Source organism: Arthrobacter sp. StoSoilA2 (genome assembly GCF_019977195.1).
Lineage (GTDB): Bacteria > Actinomycetota > Actinomycetes > Actinomycetales > Micrococcaceae > Arthrobacter.
Map to the genome: position 1 here is coordinate 2,029,173 of NZ_AP024643.1, position 16,243 is coordinate 2,045,415.

Below are 16,243 nucleotides of genomic sequence, written 5' to 3' on the forward strand. Positions count from 1 at the left end.
CAAACAGAAAGTCTCCCCATGCTCCGTGTAGCAGTCCCCAACAAGGGATCCCTGTCAGAAGCCGCCTCTGCAATGTTGTCCGAGGCCGGTTACCGCCAGCGCCGCGACACCCGCGAACTGGTCATGGTTGATCCCGACAATGACATTGAGTTCTTCTTCCTGCGCCCCCGCGACATCGCGGTGTATGTGGGCCAGGGAACCCTGGACGTCGGAATCACCGGACGCGACCTCTTGCTGGACGCAAAGGTGGAAGCCGAAGAACTCCTTCCCTTGGGCTTTGCCCCTTCTACTTTCCGTTTCGCCGGCCCCGTAGGTGACTTCACCGGCGTCGAGCAGCTCGAAGGCAAGCGCCTCGCTACCAGTTACGACGGGCTCCTGCGCGACTATCTGGCGGATCGCGGCGTGAACGCCAAGGTGGTCCGACTGGACGGGGCCGTCGAGTCATCGGTCCGGCTCGGCGTCGCGGACGCCATTGCCGACGTGGTCGAGACGGGCAACACCCTCAAGGCAGCCGGAATGGAAATCTTCGGTGATCCCATTCTTAAGTCCGAGGCCGTGCTCATCAGGCGCACAGGTCCCGGTGGTGCCGCGAATGGCACCGCCAAGGAAATCGACGTCCTCATCCGCCGTCTGCAGGGCGTCCTTGTGGCCCGGCAGTACGTGTTGATGGACTACGACATCCGCAAGGATCTGGTGGAGGATGCTGCCGCACTCACCCCTGGCCTTGAATCACCCACCGTTTCCCCGTTGCGGGATTCGGAATGGGTGGCCGTGCGTTCGATGGTCCCCAAGAAGGAAACCAACCGCATCATGGACGAGCTGTACGATCTGGGCGCCCGCGCCATCCTGGTCAGCAGCATCCACGCCTGCCGTATCTGATCCAGCATCACCATCGAGCAGAGCAGAATTCTAGGAGTAAGCACATGGCTGTAGCCGTACGCGTCATTCCCTGCCTGGACGTCGATGCCGGCCGCGTGGTCAAAGGCGTCAACTTCGAGGGCTTGCGGGACGCCGGAGACCCGGTGGAACTGGCGCACCGTTATGACAATGGCGGTGCGGATGAACTGACGTTCCTGGATGTCACCGCATCATCGGGCAACCGCGAAACCACGTTCGATGTCGTTCGCCGCACGGCCGAGGAAGTCTTCATTCCGCTGACCGTCGGTGGCGGCGTGCGTGGCGTGGCTGAGGTGGATAAGCTCCTGCGCTTCGGCGCTGACAAGGCATCGATCAACACCGCCGCTGTGGCCCGGCCTGAGGTCATTGATGAAATCACGCGCCACTTCGGCTCCCAGGTCCTGGTGCTCTCCGTGGATGCGCGCCGGACCCGCGAAGGCGACGCCCCGACGTCGTCCGGTTTTGAAGTCACCACCCACGGTGGCCGGACCGGGACGGGAATCGACGCCATCGCCTGGGCCAAGGAAGCCGCGGACCGGGGCGTGGGAGAAATCCTACTGAACTCGATCGACGCTGACGGCACCAAGGACGGATTCGACCTTGAACTGATCCGTCTTGTCCGTGGGGCAGTCAACATACCGATCATCGCCTCCGGTGGTGCCGGGAAGCCTGCGCATTTCCCTCCAGCCGTGCAAGCCGGAGCCGATGCGGTGCTGGCAGCTTCGGTGTTCCACTTCGGTCCGGATGACATGATCGCCCAAGTCAAAGCAGCAATTCGCGAGGCTGGCTTCGAAGTCAGGTAGCTCTATCGCCAAAAGCAACGCGGGGTCACTTCCGGCCCATCTCCGCAAGGATGATGGGCCCTAAGTGACCCCGCGTTGCTTGTTTTAAAGGCCGATGTCTGCGGTTTGTAGAAGCGCGACGGCGTCCGGCTGGCCTTCGAAGGTGACGAGGGCCTGGCTGGTGCGGCCGTGGGCATGCATCAGCAACTCGCCGGGTTCGCCGACAATCGCAACCGACACCGGTGCGCGTTTGGCCACGTGGCGGGGGCCCGAGGGCCGCACCAGAACGATGCCGAGGTCCACACCGCGGTAAAGGAAAGCCGCCCGCTTGATCAGTTCATCCCACAAGGCATCCGAGTACGCTTCGTCGAGGGCCCTGGGCGCCCAGCGGTCACTTGCGCGGCGGATGTCCTCGGTGTGGACGAAATATTCAATGAGATTCGACGTTTCGTCCAGCGCCTTGATCTTCAGAGGGGAAAGGGCCGGCGGTCCTGCACGGAACGTCTTGACGAGTTCCGCGTAGTCGTCGGTGGTCTTGAGCTTGGCGGCAAGTTTGGCCGTCGCTTTGTCCGAAGCCTTGCCGAGGCTGGGGATCAGGAGGCCAATGCCCACGGCCGCTTTGCGCTCCCGCAGGTAGAGGTGCGCCGCAAGATCCCGGGTGAGCCACCCTTGGCAGAGCGTGGGGGAGTCAGGTCCGGCCGCCAGCAGGGTTTCGGCCAGTACTTCTCGGGAAGGATCGACGAAATGCATCACTTGTGAAACTAGCACGATCAGGGCAAGGTTGCGCAGTGGAACCGCCGCAGAATACGCCTCCCATCAAAGGCACTAGACTTGATCTGATGTCAGAGCAGTCCGCCCCCAGTCCAACTCCTGCCGTGGAGCTCTCCAGCGACCCCGCGGACACCCTGCCGCAGGAGATCGCCAGCGCACTTAAGCGCGATTCCGCAGGCCTTGTAGCCGCCATCATCCAGCAGCACGATACCCATGAGGTCCTCATGCTGGGCTGGATGGATGACGAGGCACTTCGCCGCACCATGACCACGGGACGCGTGACCTTCTACTCACGCTCCCGCCAGGAATACTGGCGCAAGGGCGACACTTCAGGGCACGTACAGTTCGTGAAGTCAGTCGCCCTTGACTGCGACGGCGATGCCCTCCTGGTCCGCGTTGACCAGATCGGCGCAGCCTGCCACACCGGTACCCGGACCTGCTTCGACGGGCGCGACTTTTCGGTTGTAACGGGCCACCGCGATTAAGGCATCCCCTAGTTTCCCTGACGCACCACCTAAGACCAAAGGCGGAGAACAATAGCCATGCAGGACCTTGGAATCATCAGCCCGGGCCTGGAAGAGTTCCGCGAACTCGCCGTCCACAGCCGTGTCATCCCTGTCCGACTCAAAGTCCTGGCCGACGCCGAGACCCCCATCGGCCTGTACCGTAAGCTCGCCAAGGGCCAGCCCGGTACTTTCCTCCTGGAGTCGGCAGCCGTTGGCGGGGCCTGGTCCCGCTATTCCTTCATTGGTGCCAAGTCCCGCGCCACCCTGACCACCAAGGATGGCCAGGCACACTGGATCGGTGAGCCACCGGTCGGCGTGCCCGTGGCAGGCAACCCGGTGGAGGCAGTCCGTGACACCATCGCAGCCCTGCAAACTGATCGTTTTGAAGGGCTGCCGCCCTTTACGTCAGGGCTCGTTGGGTTCCTGGGTTGGGAAGCCGTGCGCCATTGGGAGAAGCTGACGGCACCGCCGGAAGACGACCTGCAGCTGCCTGAGATGGCCCTGAACCTGGTCACCGACATGGCAGTGCACGACAACGTGGATGGCACTGTCCTGCTGATCGCCAACGCGATCAACTTCGACAACAGTTCCGAGCGTGTGGACGACGCCTGGCACGACGCCGTGGCGCGGGTTAAAGCGCTACTGGACCAGGTCAGCACGCCTGTCGCCCAGCCGGTTTCGGTGCTGGAGCCGGCCGCACTGGATTTTGCGTCGAGCGTGCAGGAACGCTGGGACGAGGCCAAGTACCTGGAAGCCATCGATCGCGGCAAGGAGGCGATCGTCGATGGCGAGGTCTTCCAGGTCGTCATTTCACGCCGCTTCGAAATGGAGTGCGAGGCCGACCCCCTGGACGTTTACCGCGTACTGCGCAACACCAACCCGAGCCCCTACATGTACATCTTCAGCCTCGAGGATGCTGACGGCCGCGAGTACTCGATCGTTGGTTCCTCACCGGAGGCATTGGTGACGGTAACCGGCGGCGAAGTCATTACGCACCCCATCGCCGGATCGCGTCCCCGTGGCAAGACTGTTGAAGCCGACAAAGCCCTGGCCACGGAACTGCTGGCCGACCAGAAGGAGCGCGCCGAGCACCTTATGCTGGTCGACCTTTCACGCAACGACCTCTCCAAGGTGTGCGTGGCCGGCACGGTTGACGTCACGCAGTTCATGGAGGTGGAGCGGTTCAGCCACATCATGCACCTGGTGTCCACCGTGGTGGGAGAGTTGGCTCCGCATGCCAAGGCCTACGACGTCCTCAAGGCAACTTTCCCCGCGGGTACGCTTTCCGGAGCCCCGAAGCCGCGGGCGTTGCGCCTCCTGGACGAACTCGAACCGCACCGCCGTGGTATCTACGGTGGCGTGGTGGGCTACCTGGACTTCGCCGGTGACATGGACATGGCGATTGCCATCCGTTCTGCGTTGCTGCGGGAAGGCCGTGCCTACGTGCAGGCCGGCGGCGGGATCGTTGCCGATTCCCACAAGCCATCGGAAGCTCTTGAAACCGTGAACAAGGCCGCTGCGCCGCTTCGGGCCGTGCACACGGCCGGTTCTTTGCAGAACATTTCCGCCGAGACAGTCCGGGACGCAGGAATCGTCGACGGCGGGACGCCCGCCTCATGACCGCTGAAGCACCGGGACCCGCGGCGACCACACCGCCGCGTTGGGCACGGAAGTCAACGCTTGTTCTTGCAACGGCACTTCTGGCACTAGCTGTCTTTGGAACCACCACGCAGACCTGGATCGAGGTCCGACTTGATCCCACAGCTGCCTCCAACAGCGACCTTCACGTTCAGGGCAGCAAGGCAGCCACGGCCGTTACCGCTCTGGCGCTCGTAGCGCTTGCCGGTGGGTTGGCGGCTTCCATCGCAGGGCGGATCGCCCGCTGGATCATCGCGGCCCTCCTTGCCCTGTCCGCTGCCGGGATAATCCTGGCAGCCGCTACGGTCCTGTCCGATCCTCTCGGCGCAGCCCAGGGTTCCATCGCTGCGGCAACGGGCATCTCGGGAGGTCAGGCGAACGTGGCCACAACGGTCTTCCCCGTCCTGGCTATCGTGGCCGGTGCCCTGCTTGCCGTCTGTGCAGTGGTCTTGCCGCTGGCAGGACGGCATTGGAAAACCCGGACCAAGTACGACGCCGCTGCCGTCAAGGAACGCGGTAGCGGACCCGTGGACGAGATCGACAGCTGGGACAGTCTTTCCCGCGGCGAAGACCCAACGTAGGCGGTCCAGCAATCTTTCGGGCCGGTCTGGCGCAACATAAGCGCCGGCGCTGGTCCTGACGTCGGACGATGTCCCGGCCGCCGTCAATAAATGGCAGAATGTAAGCAGTATTCATCCTGAGGAGATTCCACATGAGCAAAACCACAGTGTCCGCAAACCAAGCTACCTCCACCATGGCCAGCCACGCTGATGCCATCGGCCACGGTAACAGCCCGGCTGCCTGGACCTGCGTGATTGTGATGCTGGTCGGCGCCCTGATTTCCTCCATTGCTTTCGTCATCGCCAGCACCCCGATCTTCATCGGTGGAGTTGTGGTCATGGTGGCCGGCCTCATCGTAGGTTGGGCCATGCGCAAGGCCGGCTACGGAGTGGGTGGCAGCAAGCTGCAGAACAACGGTCACTAATCGTGACCGTTCTTGACGACATCATCGTCGGCGTCAAGGAGGACATGGAGGCCCGCCGCCGGCTTGTGTCCCTCGTTGAGCTGAAGGACCGCGTTGCAGCCGCAGCACCGGCGCGTGACGCCTGGGCTGCCCTGGGTGGTCCCTCCTCGAATCGTGACGATCTCAAGGTCATCGCTGAAATCAAGCGTCGAAGCCCGTCCAAAGGCGACCTTGCACCCATTGATGACCCTGCCTCGCTTGCTGTGCAGTACGAAGATGGAGGGGCTTCGGTCATCAGCGTCCTTACCGAAAAGCGACGTTTTGGTGGATCGCTGGCGGATCTCGATGCCGTACGTGCCGCCGTCGATATTCCCTTGCTGCGCAAGGACTTCACGGTGGACGAGTACCAGATCTGGGAAGCCCGCGCCCATGGTGCGGACCTCATTCTGTTGATCGTTGCGGCCTTGTCTGATTCGGAGCTGGCTGACTTCAGCGCCCTCAGCCATGAGCTTGGCATGAACGTGCTGGTGGAAACGCATACCGACGAGGAAATTGAGCGTGCCGTCGCTGCGCAGGCCAAAATCATCGGTATCAACGTCCGCAACCTGAAGACGCTCGGCGTCGACCGCTCAGTTTTCGGTTCACTGGCCGGTTTGATTCCGGCTGAGGCTGTGATTGTGGCGGAGTCCGGCGTACGGACGGCCGAGGACGTCACACACTATGCCGCTAGTGGCGCCAACGCCATTTTGGTGGGGGAGGCGCTGGTCAGCGACTCAACCCCGCGCGAACGCATCACCGAATTCAAGGCAGCTGGAGCTGCCGCCATCGCCGTCAGGAACTGAGGCAGTACCTGAAGCAAGGCGATAGCCATGAGGCAGCCCGGGCTTGTGCCTGCGGCTGCCTTGTGGCACGTGGAACTACCCGATGAACTAACTGGAACAGGACGGTGAGACTGATGGTGGACGCGCCAACAGCCAGCTCGGAAGAGAATGCGGCCGACGCATTCCTGCAAGGTGGCCATTCGCTGCGCAACGCAAGCGGGCCGTACTTCGGTAACTACGGTGGCCGTTGGATGCCCGAGTCACTTATCGCCGCACTCGACGAAGTCCAGGACACGTTCGAGAAAGCGAAAGCCGATCCCGATTTCCTCGCGGAGTTGAAGGACCTCAACAAGAACTACTCCGGGCGTCCCTCGCTGCTGACAGAGGCCAAGCGCTTCTCCCGGCACGCCGGTGGAGCCAGGATTTTCCTCAAGCGTGAAGACCTCAACCACACCGGTTCCCACAAGATCAACAACGTCCTGGGGCAAGCCCTTCTGGCCAAGCGCATGGGCAAGACCCGGGTCATTGCTGAAACCGGCGCAGGCCAGCACGGCGTTGCCAGCGCCACGGCAGCCGCCCTCCTTGGCCTGGAGTGCGTTGTCTACATGGGTGCCGAGGACTGCCGCCGCCAGGCTTTGAACGTTGCCCGCATGCAACTGCTCGGCGCCACTGTGGTTCCCGTGACCAACGGTTCGCAGACCCTCAAGGACGCCATCAACGACGCCCTGCGGGATTGGGTTTCCAACGTGGAGACCACCCACTACCTGCTGGGTACCGCTGCCGGAGCCCACCCGTTCCCTGCCATGGTCCGCTTCTTCCACGAAGTGATTGGCGAGGAAGCCCGCGCCCAGATCCTGGACCAGACCGGCAAGCTGCCCGACGCCATCTGTGCCTGCATTGGTGGTGGCTCCAACGCCATCGGCCTGTTCCACAGCTTCCTTGACGACGCTTCCGTGAAGATCTACGGCTTTGAAGCCGGTGGCGATGGCGTTGAGACGGGGCGTCACGCCGCAGCAATCTCCCTGGGACGTCCCGGTGTGCTCCATGGTGCACGTTCGTACCTGATGCAGGACGAAGACGGCCAGACCATCGAATCCCACTCGATCTCTGCCGGACTTGACTACCCCAGCGTGGGACCCGAGCACTCGTACCTGGCGGACATCGGACGCGTGACGTACGAGCCAATCACGGACACCGAAGCCATGGACGCCTTCAGCCTCCTGTGCCGGACGGAGGGCATCATCCCGGCTATCGAGTCTGCGCACGCGCTTGCCGGTGCCATTAAAGTGGGCAAGCGCCTCACCGAGGGCAAAGAGGACCCGTCCGAGATCTCCGTGATCGTGAACCTGTCCGGACGCGGGGATAAGGACGTCGAAACAGCAGCCGCGTGGTTCAACATGCTGGACGAAGAAGGTCACGTCAAGGGCACCACGCTTTCTACCCGCAAGCCCAAGGGTCCTGCAGAGCGCACCTCCGAAGCAGCCGTGGACGTAAACGAGGACCAGAACTGATGACTGAACAATTCGCCAGCAAATCCGCTGCCGCCATCGACCGCGCCAAGGCCGAGGGCCGGGCAGCCCTTGTCGGATACCTTCCTGCGGGCTACCCCACGGTCCAGGACAGCATCGATGCAGGCATTTCCCTGGCACGGAACGGTGCGGACCTCATTGAGATCGGCATTCCCTACTCCGATCCCGTGATGGATGGGCCTGTAATCCAGGCTGCTACCACGGAAGCGATCAACAACGGTTTCCGCGTCGCCAATGTCTTCGACGTCGTTGCAGGGATCACAGCCGCTACTGACGCCGCAGTGTTGGTCATGACCTATTGGAACCCGGTCATGCGCATGGGCGTGGATGAATTCTCCCGCCGCCTGGCTGAATCCGGTGGAGCCGGCCTTATTACTCCGGACCTTATTCCGGATGAGGCCAGTGAGTGGTTCGAGGCTTCGGACAAGTACGGACTGGACAGGGTCTTCCTGGTGGCTCCGTCATCCACGCCTGAACGCCTGGACATGACTGTCAAGGCCAGCCGCGGCTTCGTGTATGCCGTCTCCATCATGGGCGTGACCGGTACACGCCAGTCTGTCAGCAGCACAGCCGAAGACGTCGTGGCACGTGCCCACGCTGCAGGTGCAGAACGGGTTTGCGTTGGCCTCGGTGTTTCCAACCCGGACCATGTCCGCGAGATAGCTGAGTACGCGGACGGCGTGATCGTCGGCACCGCTCTCGTGGCGGCCCTCCGCGACGGCGGCGTTGACGCCGTCGGCCAACTCACCAAGAACCTCAGCGCCGGCTTGGGCCGCGCAGCTGCAGACGCCTAGGAAAAAGGAAACAGCGAAGCCCAATGCAGCCCCTCCTCCACGCAGCGGCAATGGTTCCACTAAGCATCCCGAGCCCATCGTGGTCCGGTTTCGACATTCCGCTGCCGTGGGGGACGCTGCGTATCCACGCCTACGCCCTCTGCATCCTGGCGGGAATCATCATCGGCCTGTGGCTGACGTCTTCCCGATGGAAGCGACGGGGAGCCCCGGAGGGAAGCCTGTGGGATATCGCTATTTGGGCGATTCCCTTCGGCATCATCGGTGGACGCCTTTACCACGTGTTTTCATCCCCGGATGCCTACTTTGGTCCTGGGTTCGACGGCACCGGTGACCTCTCCCTGATTCCGCAAATACAGAGAGGTGGCCTCGGTATTTGGGGTGCCGTGCTGCTTGGTGCCGTGGGTGCCTGGATTGGTTGCCGTCGAGCGGGCGTCAAGCTCACGGCGTTCCTGGATGCCGCGGCTCCCGGTCTGCTGCTTGCCCAGGCGATCGGACGTTGGGGCAACTGGTTCAACCAGGAACTCTTCGGCGCCCCCACCACGTTGCCGTGGGGACTCCAGATCGACCCCGCCAACGCCAACTTCCCAGCTGGCATGCCGGCGGATACGCTTTTCCACCCGACGTTCCTCTATGAATTCCTGTGGAACATCCTGGGCGTTGCCATACTTCTTCTGCTGGACCGGAAGTTCCACTTCCGCCGGGGACGCCTGTTCTGGCTGTACGCGATGTATTACACACTTGGCCGGGTGTGGATCGAAGCCCTCCGGATTGACGATGCCGAGCAAATCAGCCTCTTCGGAATCACCACCAGGCTGAATGTATGGACGAGTATCTTCGTCTTTGTTGCGGCGCTGGTTATCTTCGTTGTTCTCGGCAGGGGAGGCCGGCCACAGCCGGACACCCCTTATTTGCCGGGTCGCGACCCGGAATCCACACCTGCCAAAGATGAGGCATCCGTGACGAGAGTCACCAGTCATGATGTGGACCCATCTGTCTCGGATAGTGGTTCCCGTGGTAATCTCCCAGATAACCAAAGCGATCCGGGCCACGTTGACGAGCCGCAGGATGCAGCAGGGGATTCCCTTACGGACGGCACGTCCAAGGCGGAGTCCGAATCTGCTGCGACTGCCGCAAGGAAGGCCCCCGGATCCTCGCTGGAAGCTGACGACACCAAGTAGTCGTTTCCGGCAAAGGGGCAACAGAGTCACCGCTCGTAGGGCCCAGTCCACAGCGTCGTGGCACCCCGGAAACCGGATCGCAGCATACCGATGTTCACTGGTCAAGCCGGGGCCAGTGGTCTGCGTAACTGTTAGTTGCGCTTGATTGGCTGGCCTACAATTCCAATAACTAGCGCTTTGTTGTGCCCATCACAAGGGCATGCAAGGTGGGGCCAACGTTGTCCCTTCCATACGCACGATCACGAGGAAGGACGTCTCCCATGACCCATCTTCATAACCCCGGTTGGTCCGAAAATATCGAACCGCAGGGTGCCATGTCTCCATTCAAGCGCTTTGCTGCGCTTCCGGAGGCCCGGGGTCTTTACAACCCGGACAAGGAGAAGGACGCCTGCGGCCTGGCAATTATTGCCACGCTCCGCGGGGAACCGGGATACGACATCGTGGAAGCGGCTCTGACTGCCCTCCGCAATCTCGAACACCGCGGCGCCGTGGGCGCCGATGAAGGTACGGGCGACGGTGCGGGCCTGCTGATGCAGGTTCCGGACGAGTTCTTTCGGGCCGTCACCGAATTCGAATTGCCCGCTCCGGGCCAGTACGTGGTGGGCACGGCCTTCCTTCCTGCTGAATCGCGCGAAGCAGCTACGGCCAAGGCCGGTATCGAAGCGCTGGCGGCGGACGAGGGCCTCACGGTCCTTGGCTGGCGCGAGGTTCCCGTGGTCGCAGACCTCGTGGGTGCCATGGCGCGTGCATGTATGCCGTACTTCTCGCAGCCCTTCTTTGCATCCGCTACCGGCGAGCAGCTTGAGCGCAACGAACTTGACTCCCGCGCCTGGCGGATCCGCAAGCGCGCCCAGAACAAGTACGGCGTGTACTTCCCGTCGCTGTCCTCGCGCACCATTGTGTACAAGGGCATGCTGACGACGGCACAGTTGGAGCCGTTCTACCCGGACCTGTCGGACAAGCGCTTCAAGACCAAGCTTGCCATCGTCCACTCACGCTTTTCCACGAACACCTTCCCGTCGTGGCCCCTGGCACAGCCCTTCCGGACCATCGCCCACAACGGCGAAATCAACACGGTCAAGGGCAACCGCAACTGGATGCGTGCACGCCAGTCGCAGCTGGCCAGCCCGCTGCTTGGCGACACCCCTGAAGAGCTGTACCCGATCTGCACCCCGGGTGCCTCGGACTCTGCCTCCTTCGATGAAGTAGCCGAGCTCCTTTGGCTCTCCGGCCGGCCGATCACGCACTCGATCATGATGATGATCCCGGAGGCGTGGGAGAACCACGCCACCATGGATCCTGCACGCCGCGCCTTCTACGAGTACCACTCGCTGCTCATGGAGCCGTGGGATGGTCCCGCCGCTGTCTCCTTCACTGACGGCAACCTCGTTGGCGCAACGCTGGACCGCAATGGCCTGCGCCCGGGACGCTACTGGATCACTGAAGACGGCTTGATTGTTTTTGCCTCGGAAGTGGGGGTCATCGAGGTCGAGCCTTCCAACGTGGTCAAGAAGGGTCGCGTTGCCCCGGGCAAGATGTTCCTGGTTGACACCGAAGCCGGCCGCATCATCGACGACGCCGAGGTCAAGGCCGAGGTCGCAGCAGCCAACCCGTGGGCCGAATGGCTCAAGGACAACCTGATCGACATCAACGAGCTCCCCGAGCGTGAGCACGTACGCCACACCGCTGCATCGGTGAACATCCGGCAGCGGACCTTCGGCTACACCACCGAAGAACTGAAGATTCTGCTCGGCCCCATGGCGCGTACAGGCGCCGAGCCCTTGGGCGCCATGGGTTCCGATACCCCGGTCGCCGTGCTGTCCAAGCGTCCGCGCCTGCTGTTTGACTACTTCGTGCAGTCCTTCGCCCAGGTCACCAACCCGCCGCTGGACGCCATCCGCGAAGAGCTGGTGACGTCACTTAAGTGCGCCATCGGCCCCAACGGCAACCTCTTGGATGGCAAGCAGGTCCGCCAACCGCAGATCTCCCTGCCGTTCCCCGTGATCAACAACGATCAACTGGCCAAGATCTCGAACATCGAAAACGCCGACGGCGACCGCATCGCCATGAAGGTACGCGGCCTTTACCGTCCGGAGGGTGGGGAAGCGGCACTGCGTGCCCGCCTGACGGAGATCTGTGAGCAGGTTTCCGGCGCGATCAACCGTGGCGTGCAGTACGTTGTGTTGTCCGACCGTGACTCGAACGCGCAATGGGCACCCATTCCGTCGCTCCTGCTGGTCAGCGCCGTCCACCACCACTTGCTTCGCAGTGCCAACCGCACCAAGACGGCACTCGTGGTTGAGGCCGGCGACGTCCGCGAGACGCACCATGTTGCCGTGCTCATTGGCTATGGCGCATCGGCAGTCAACCCCTACCTCGCCATGGAATCGGTTGAACAGCTGATCTCCAACGGCGACGTCGAGGGCGTGACTCCGGAAGACGGCGTTTACAACCTCATCAAGGGCCTCGGCAAGGGTGTCCTGAAGATCATGTCCAAGATGGGCATCTCCACTGTTGCTTCCTACACCGGCGCCCAGACTTTCGAGGCACTGGGCCTTTCGCAGGAACTCGTTGACGAATTCTTCTCGGGCACGCACTCCCAGCTAGGTGGCGTGGGCCTGGACGTTATTGCGGCGGAAGTTTCGGCACGGCACCAGATGGCGTACCCCGAAGGCGGCATCGAGCACCCGCACCGTCCGCTCCTGGGTGGCGGCGAGTACCAGTGGCGCCGTGACGGTGAACCGCATCTCTTCAACCCGGAGACCGTGTTCCGCCTGCAGCACGCTACCCGTGAGCGTCGCTACGACATCTTCAAGGCCTACACCAAGGGCGTTGACGATCAGTCCGAGAACCTGATGACCCTGCGTGGGTTGCTCAAGTTCAAGAGCGACGTCCGTCCGGCCGTGCCGCTGGAGGAAGTGGAGCCCGTCTCCAGCATCGTCAAGCGTTTCTCGACCGGCGCCATGAGCTACGGCTCCATCTCCAAGGAAGCCCACGAGACCCTCGCCATCGCCATGAACCGGTTGGGCGCCAAGTCCAATACGGGTGAAGGCGGCGAAGACGTTGACCGTCTGTTGGATCCGGAGCGCCGCTCTGCCATCAAGCAGATCGCTTCCGGCCGCTTCGGTGTCACCAGCCTGTACCTGACCAACGCCGACGACATCCAAATCAAGATGGCCCAGGGCGCAAAGCCCGGCGAGGGCGGCCAGTTGATGGCCCAGAAGGTCTACCCGTGGGTAGCCCGGACCCGCCACTCCACGCCCGGCGTCGGACTCATTTCCCCGCCCCCGCACCACGACATCTACTCGATCGAAGACCTCGCGCAGCTCATCTACGATGCCAAGCGCGCCAACCCTTCGGCCCGTGTACATGTGAAGCTGGTTTCGGAGGTCGGGATCGGCACGGTGGCCTCCGGCGTGACCAAGGCGAAGGCCGACGTCGTGCTTGTTTCAGGTCACGACGGCGGTACCGGCGCCTCGCCGCTGAACTCGCTGAAGCACGCGGGTGTGCCGTGGGAACTCGGCCTGGCCGAGACTCAGCAGACCCTCATGCTCAACGGTCTCCGCGACCGCGTGGTGGTTCAGGTGGATGGCCAGCTCAAGACCGGCCGTGACGTGGTCATTGCCGCCCTCCTGGGTGGCGAAGAGTTCGGTTTCGCAACGGCTCCGCTGGTTGTTTCCGGCTGCATCATGATGCGCGTCTGCCACTTGGACACCTGCCCCGTTGGTGTTGCTACCCAGAACCCGGAACTGCGTTCACGGTTCAACGGCAAGCCCGAGTTCGTGGTCAACTTCTTCGAGTTCCTCGCAGAAGAAGTCCGCGAAATCCTTGCCGAGCTTGGCTTCCGCAGCCTCGAAGAGGCGATCGGCCACGCCGAGGTACTGGACACCCGCGAAGCGATCGACCACTGGAAGGCCGAAGGCCTTGATCTGGACCCGATCCTGCACGGCCTCGAGTTTGACGACGACGTGCCGCTGCGCAATATGACCACCCAGAACCACGAGCTGGACAAGCACTTCGACCAGCGGCTCATCACCATGGCCGCCGAAGCGCTCAGCGACCGCATGCCCGTCAAGATCACCTTGGACGTCATCAACACGGACCGTTCCGTGGGCACGATGCTCGGCCACGTAGTGACCAAGACGTTCGGGACCGATGTGCTGGCGACGGACACGATCGACATCACGCTCAACGGGACCGCCGGCCAGTCACTTGGCGCCTTCCTGCCTGCCGGCATCACGCTGCGCATGTACGGTGACTCCAACGACTACGTCGGCAAGGGCCTTTCCGGTGGACGCATCATCGTCCGCCCGGACCGCACCAACGTGTTCCAGGCAGAGCGCAACGTCATTGCCGGCAACGTCATCGGTTACGGCGCAACAAGCGGCGAGATGTTCCTGCGTGGCCAGGTTGGTGAACGCTTCCTGGTGCGTAACTCGGGTGCCACCGCCGTCGTCGAAGGTATTGGCGATCACGGATGCGAGTACATGACCGGTGGCCAAACGCTGATCATTGGCCGTACCGGCCGTAACTTCGGTGCAGGCATGTCCGGTGGTACCGCCTACGTGCTGGACCTTCAGCATGAGCGCGTCAACAAGGATGCCCTGGACTCCGGCGAACTTCAGCTCCTGGAGCTTGACGCCGAGGACCGCGACATCGTCCACGGCCTGCTCACCAAGCACGCCGAGGAAACCGAATCCGTCCTGGCCGGCCGTCTGCTCGAGAACTTCGACGACACCGCCGCCCGCATCACCAAAGTACTGCCACGCGACTACGCCGCAGTCCTGCAAACCCGTCTCGACGCCATCGAAGAGGGCCTTGACCCCGACGGCGAAGAAGTATGGTCTCGAATCCTGGAGGTAACCGGTGGCTGATCCACGCGGATTTCTGAAAGTCCGGCAGCGCGAAACGCAGCCACGCCGTCCCGTTCCGGTCCGCATCATGGACTGGAAGGAAGTGTACGAGGCCCAGGAAAAGGGCGTCCTGAAGAGCCAGGCCGGCCGCTGCATGGACTGCGGCGTACCGTTCTGCCATCAGGGCTGCCCGCTGGGCAACCTCATTCCCGAGTGGAACGACCTCGTGTGGCGGGACAAGGGTGAGGAAGCGATTGAACGCCTCCACGCCACGAACAACTTCCCGGAGTTCACCGGCCGTCTGTGCCCGGCACCCTGTGAAGCGTCCTGCGTGTTGGGCATCAACCAGCCTGCCGTGACTATCAAGCAGGTTGAGGTTTCCATCATCGATGAAGCCTTCGACAACGACTGGGTCCACCCCCTCCCTCCGACGCGCCTCACAGGCAAGACGGTTGCCGTGGTGGGGTCCGGTCCTGCAGGTTTGGCCGTTGCACAGCAGCTGACCCGCGTTGGTCACACGGTTGCCGTGTACGAGCGTGACGACAAGATCGGCGGCTTGCTCCGCTACGGCATCCCCGACTTCAAAATGGAGAAGGAACAGGTTGACCGCCGCCTGGAGCAGATGAAGGCCGAAGGCACACGCTTCCGTACCGGCGTCGCAGTCGGTACGGACGTGACCTGGGAACAGCTGCGCCGCCGTTACGACGCCGTTGTGATCGCCACCGGTGCAACGGTTCCGCGCGACCTGCCCATTCCGGGCCGTGACCTTGAAGGTGTCCACTTCGCCATGGACTACCTGGTTCCGTCCAACCGCGTAGTAGCGGGGGAGAGCCCGGAAAATCACATCGACGCCCGTGGCAAGCATGTGGTCATTCTGGGTGGTGGCGACACCGGGGCGGACTGCATCGGTACAGCGCACCGTCACCAGGCTGCTTCAGTTACGACGCTCGCGATCGGCAAGCAGCCGCCTCTTGAGCGTGCAGGGCACCAGCCCTGGCCGACGTTCCCCACGCTCTTCGAGGTCGCCAGCGCCCACGAAGAAGGTGGCGAACGTACATACTTGGCGTCTACCGTGGAGTTTGTTGGCGAGAATGGCAAGCTCACCGGCGTCAAGGTTGCCGAGACGGAGTTCGTGGACGGAAAGCGTCTACCGAAGGCCGGGACCGAGCGGATCATTCCCGCTGACCTCGTCTTCCTGAGCCTCGGCTTCACCGGTGCTGAGCCGTCCGGTATCACCGAGCAGGTCAGTGCAGAATTCGACGGTCGGGGCAACGTAGCCCGCGACGGCTACTACATGACGAACACCGAGGGTGTGTTTGTTGCCGGTGATGCCGGACGTGGCCAGTCCCTGATTGTGTGGGCCATCGCCGAAGGCCGTGCATGCGCGGCGGCAGTGGACAAGTTCCTCATGGGAAGCACAATCCTTCCGGCACCGGTCGCCCCCACCGACCGGGCAATCGCGGTCTTATAGCGCCGGCAGGAATGATCTTTAACTCAATCAGCAGCACAC

At 62.8% G+C, this 16,243-nt stretch carries 13 protein-coding genes; 12 read left to right on the forward strand and 1 reads right to left on the reverse strand.

The window, feature by feature from the left end; translation table 11 throughout:
• Positions 1-18: 18 nt before the first annotated feature.
• Complete coding sequence (gene hisG, locus LDN82_RS09325; protein ID WP_224089667.1) at positions 19-879, forward strand: ATP phosphoribosyltransferase; 861 nt, start codon at positions 19-21, stop codon at positions 877-879.
• A gap of 44 nt (positions 880-923) precedes the next feature.
• Positions 924-1,700, forward strand: coding sequence for an imidazole glycerol phosphate synthase subunit HisF (gene hisF / locus LDN82_RS09330; protein ID WP_224089668.1), 777 nt, complete (start codon positions 924-926; stop codon positions 1,698-1,700).
• Positions 1,701-1,784: 84 nt separating this feature from the next.
• On the opposite strand, the gene LDN82_RS09335 is transcribed toward hisF, so the two are convergent.
• Positions 1,785-2,429, reverse strand: a complete 645-nt coding sequence (locus LDN82_RS09335) for a TIGR03085 family metal-binding protein (protein ID WP_224090954.1) — start codon at positions 2,427-2,429, stop codon at positions 1,785-1,787.
• 89 nt (positions 2,430-2,518) lie between these two features.
• Here LDN82_RS09335 and hisI point away from each other — a divergent pair, with 89 nt between their 5' ends.
• From hisI to LDN82_RS09385, 10 genes are all read left to right on the forward strand, one after another.
• The gene (gene hisI, locus LDN82_RS09340; protein WP_224089670.1) at positions 2,519-2,935 is read left to right on the forward strand and encodes a phosphoribosyl-AMP cyclohydrolase; all 417 of its coding nucleotides are present in this window, start codon (positions 2,519-2,521) and stop codon (positions 2,933-2,935) included.
• Between the two features lie 57 nt (positions 2,936-2,992).
• The gene (locus tag LDN82_RS09345; protein ID WP_224167127.1) at positions 2,993-4,576 is read left to right on the forward strand and encodes an anthranilate synthase component I; all 1,584 of its coding nucleotides are present in this window, start codon (positions 2,993-2,995) and stop codon (positions 4,574-4,576) included.
• Positions 4,573-5,175, forward strand: coding sequence for a Trp biosynthesis-associated membrane protein (locus LDN82_RS09350; RefSeq protein ID WP_224167128.1), 603 nt, complete (start codon positions 4,573-4,575; stop codon positions 5,173-5,175). The genes LDN82_RS09345 and LDN82_RS09350 overlap by 4 nt, the downstream gene beginning before the upstream one ends.
• A gap of 131 nt (positions 5,176-5,306) precedes the next feature.
• On the forward strand, positions 5,307-5,579 hold the full coding sequence (locus LDN82_RS09355) for an HGxxPAAW family protein (protein WP_216923214.1): 273 nt from the start codon (positions 5,307-5,309) through the stop codon (positions 5,577-5,579).
• A 2-nt stretch (positions 5,580-5,581) separates the two neighbouring features.
• On the forward strand, positions 5,582-6,400 hold the full coding sequence (gene trpC / locus LDN82_RS09360; protein ID WP_224167129.1) for an indole-3-glycerol phosphate synthase TrpC: 819 nt from the start codon (positions 5,582-5,584) through the stop codon (positions 6,398-6,400).
• A gap of 113 nt (positions 6,401-6,513) precedes the next feature.
• Positions 6,514-7,890 carry a tryptophan synthase subunit beta gene (gene trpB, locus LDN82_RS09365; protein ID WP_224167130.1) on the forward strand — a complete coding sequence of 459 codons (1,377 nt, stop codon included), beginning with the start codon at positions 6,514-6,516 and terminating at the stop codon, positions 7,888-7,890.
• Positions 7,890-8,702: a tryptophan synthase subunit alpha gene (gene trpA / locus LDN82_RS09370; protein ID WP_224167131.1), complete on the forward strand. Its 813-nt coding sequence runs from the start codon at positions 7,890-7,892 to the stop codon at positions 8,700-8,702. Before trpB ends, trpA begins: the two co-directional genes overlap by 1 nt.
• A gap of 23 nt (positions 8,703-8,725) precedes the next feature.
• Positions 8,726-9,880 carry a prolipoprotein diacylglyceryl transferase gene (lgt, locus tag LDN82_RS09375; RefSeq protein WP_224167132.1) on the forward strand — a complete coding sequence of 385 codons (1,155 nt, stop codon included), beginning with the start codon at positions 8,726-8,728 and terminating at the stop codon, positions 9,878-9,880.
• 260 nt (positions 9,881-10,140) lie between these two features.
• Positions 10,141-14,754, forward strand: coding sequence for a glutamate synthase large subunit (gene gltB / locus LDN82_RS09380; RefSeq protein WP_224167133.1), 4,614 nt, complete (start codon positions 10,141-10,143; stop codon positions 14,752-14,754).
• Positions 14,747-16,204 (forward strand): glutamate synthase subunit beta, encoded by a 1,458-nt coding sequence (locus LDN82_RS09385; RefSeq protein WP_224089680.1) that lies wholly within the window; start codon positions 14,747-14,749, stop codon positions 16,202-16,204. The genes gltB and LDN82_RS09385 overlap by 8 nt, the downstream gene beginning before the upstream one ends.
• The last annotated feature ends 39 nt before the right edge of the window (positions 16,205-16,243 follow it).